Source organism: Nostoc sp. LEGE 12454 (genome assembly GCF_056620565.1).
Genome location: NZ_JBWQXL010000099.1, coordinates 1 through 3,466, shown reverse-complemented (window position 1 = coordinate 3,466; position 3,466 = coordinate 1). Strand labels below are relative to the sequence as shown.

Below are 3,466 nucleotides of genomic sequence, written 5' to 3'. Positions count from 1 at the left end.
TTATTTTTGGAGATGGAGCCAAGATGGAACTTGGTGAAAAATTCACGACAAATTATACCAATGGACTCGCGTGGCAGCAGGACGTGAACCTAGTCCGTCAGAAGCAGCAGCCGATAGTCAATCGGTGGAAACAGCAACCATGATATAGGACTCATATCTGATTTTTGAACAAGATTTCAGATAAAACCCCGATAAAACGGGCTTTTCAGTCTCAGTATGTTTTCAGAAATCAAATAGTAGTCCTATATCCCAAGAGGTAGGTTATGATGCAGGCAAAAAAATACACGGTCGTAAACGACATCTGAGCGTGGATTTACTAGGGCTAGTTTTACGAGTATTAGTTACCTCTGCAAGCCTTCCAGAGCGCCAAGGAGCTAAACAAGTCCTCAAACGAGTTCATGATACGGGAAATCAGGTAAAGCGGTTGCACACTATTTGGATGGATGAAGGATACCGAGGCGAAGAATTTATGCGTTGGGTGATGGATATGTTTCGCTGGATTGTGGAAATTGTGCTTCGACCCTTGGAAAAGAAAGGTTTTGTCCATTTACCAAAGCGCTGGGTTGTTGAGCGAACTTTTGGTTGGCTTAACTGGTGTCGGCGTTTAAGTAAAGATTATGAACGACTACCAGAAACCTCTGAGACTTTTATTTACATTGCGATGATACGTCTTATGGCCAGGCGACTGGCATAATTTTTGACTCGCTTCGACTTTTAAAACATCCTCTAAGAGAGTCGTCTTCTCTAGTAAGTTTTGCCACGCTAGTTAATAACAGGATATCGGTGGTGTGATGTTCCGAAGGGAGAGATTTGGGCCTCAAAAAGTGCAGCGCACAGATGGCTACAGCGTTGGGAAGCTGATGGAACGTTAGAAAATTTACAAGTAACTTAACAGTTAGTAATTATTATTTATTAATTGTTTCAGATATTTTAGCTATCTGCTTAACTGTCTTAACTGTCTTAACTTTCTATTTAAAATGTCTACTTAAGTTTCTTAACTGTCTTAACTGTCCACTTAACTTTCCTAACAACTGTTACATTTCATAGGTAAGACTAATTAACTGTTTTAACTGCTATTGCATTTTGTCGTTCAAACTGAGATTATTCTATAAATCTATAAAAATTGTAGTTTTTGAATATGGATAATATATTTCACTGCTATTAGTAATATTTAACTAATATTTAATAATGTGAAGTTGAAGAAAAAGGACAATTTTTTTGAAAAATTAGTGTCTAGAACTTCTTGGTATAATCCTCTAATTATTATTCTGATAATTAATTGCGTCAAGTGGTAATCATGACGCAGTAGCATTTGCTCTCATAGCCTTGAGATAGCAATTTGGTATAGGTAGTATAAGAGTTTTAGTTAAATAAAATCTTTAGAGAGTGGTAGCTAAGATACGTATAGGATGAGTGCTATTTTATGAAGAAAGAAATTATGCTTCGGTCTACTCAATCTGTTAATAATTTTTGTAATCTAACTGAGCAGGAAGAATATCAAATATTAGTGGAATGGAATAATACAACGGTAGATTACCCCAAACATTTGTGCATACATCAATTATTTGAAGCACAAGTGAAAAAAACTCCAGAAAATATTGCCGTTGTCTTCAACAAGCAGAAACTTACCTATCAAGAGTTAAACAACCAAGCTAATCAACTTGCACATCATTTACAATTTTTGGGTATAGGGCCAGAAGTACTAGCAGGGATTTGCGTTGAGCGTTCCTTGTTCATGGTTGTGGGAATGCTGGGAATTCTCAAAGCAGGTGGAGCTTATGTGCCGCTAGATCCAACATATCCCAAAGAACGTCTATCGTTCATGCTGTCAGATTCACAAGTGCAAGTGCTGTTAACACAGCAAAAGTTTGTTGAAGAATTTTCTGCAAGTGGGGTGAAGGCAGTTTGTTTGGATAGTGATTGGGAAGCGATCGCTCGCCAGAGCCAAGAAAATCCCACTAGCGATGTGACATATCTTAATCTCGCTTATGTGATTTATACATCCGGTTCTACAGGAACACCCAAAGGAGTGCTGATTGAACATCAAAGCGTGTGTAATTTGGCAACAGCACAAGTAAAGCTATTTGACGTACAATCACACAGCCGCGTTCTCCAGTTTGCTTCTTTGAGCTTCGATGCTTCAGTTTGGGAAATTGTGATGGCGCTGTGTTCTGGGGCGAGCCTTTACCTGGGTACTCAGGATTCCTTGCGTCCAGGAGCGGATTTAATGCAACTGTTGCACGAGCAAGCAATAACTCACCTCACCCTACCACCCACAGCCCTAGCAGTCCTGGCAACAGAAGAATTACCAAACTTACAAACCCTTATCGTTGCCGGAGAAGCCTGCAATCCGAAATTGGTAGCTCAATGGTCAAAAGGGCGGCGCTTTTTTAATGCTTACGGCCCAACTGAAGCAACTGTTTGCGCGACTATGGCAGAATGTACCTCTGGCGATATTCAACCGCCCATCGGTCGGGCGATCGCTAATACCCAAGTTTATATTCTCGATAGCCATTTGCAACCTGTTCCTATTGGGACTCCTGGCGAATTATATATTGGTGGCGACGGTTTGGCCAGAGGCTATCTGAACCGTCCACAGTTAACTAGAGAAAGATTTATCCCTAATCCGTTTGCAAAGACCCAAGGAAGCAGATTATATAAAACTGGAGATTTGGCACGTTATTTACCAGATGGGAATATTGAGTTTCTGGGACGAGTTGATAATCAGGTGAAGATTCGCGGCTTCCGCATTGAACTGGATGAAATCGAGAAGCTTTTAATTCAACACCCAGATGTCAAACAAGTAGCTGTAATTGCCCGTGAAGACATCAGGGGTGATAAACGGCTTGTTGCTTATATAGTCCTGAATCAAAAGCCAGAAGCGATTGTTGCTACCCTCAAAGGCTTCCTTCAAGAAAAACTGCCTAATTACATGGTTCCCGGGGTATTTGTCATTTTAGATTCTTTACCCCTCACTCCAAATGGTAAAGTAGATCGGCAAAATCTGCCAAAGGGCGATCGCACACGTCCCGACCTCGAAGAAGCCTTTGTCGCACCTCGTAACCCAATTGAAGAAACGCTAGCGGGTATCTGGACTGAATTATTAGGTTTTGAGCAGATTGGAATCCACGACAATTTTTTCAATCTGGGGGGTCATTCATTAATAGCAGTTCAAATCCTTTCCCGCCTACGCGAGATTTTTCAAGTCGAGTTATTTTTTCATCACATCTTCGCCAATCCTACCATAGCGGGTTTAGCTCAACTCGTCCAACAGTACAGCAAAAGCTCAAAACAGCAGTTGCACTGTCTTACCATGCAACCGATTTCACGCTCAGGAAACCCCTAGCTATCTAATTGGTGTTGTTTGCAGGTAAACTGAAAAACACCTACCAGCAGACATTCCTCCGTGATAGTAAAGTTACCTAGCCACCGCCCACAAAGACATTTCCCGGATGCCAAACGAATA

General features: G+C 41.1%; 1 protein-coding gene and 2 pseudogenes. All 3 read left to right on the top strand.

The window, feature by feature from the left end:
- Positions 1 to 142: pseudogene (locus AC1F2U_RS34490) on the top strand (IS5/IS1182 family transposase); the annotation flags it as partial.
- Between the two features lie 117 nt (positions 143 to 259).
- Positions 260 to 694: pseudogene (locus AC1F2U_RS34485) on the top strand (IS5 family transposase); the annotation flags it as partial.
- Positions 695 to 1,507: 813 nt separating this feature from the next.
- Positions 1,508 to 3,346 (top strand): non-ribosomal peptide synthetase, encoded by a 1,839-nt coding sequence (locus tag AC1F2U_RS34480; RefSeq protein ID WP_480265234.1) that lies wholly within the window; start codon positions 1,508 to 1,510, stop codon positions 3,344 to 3,346.
- Positions 3,347 to 3,466 lie beyond the last annotated feature (120 nt).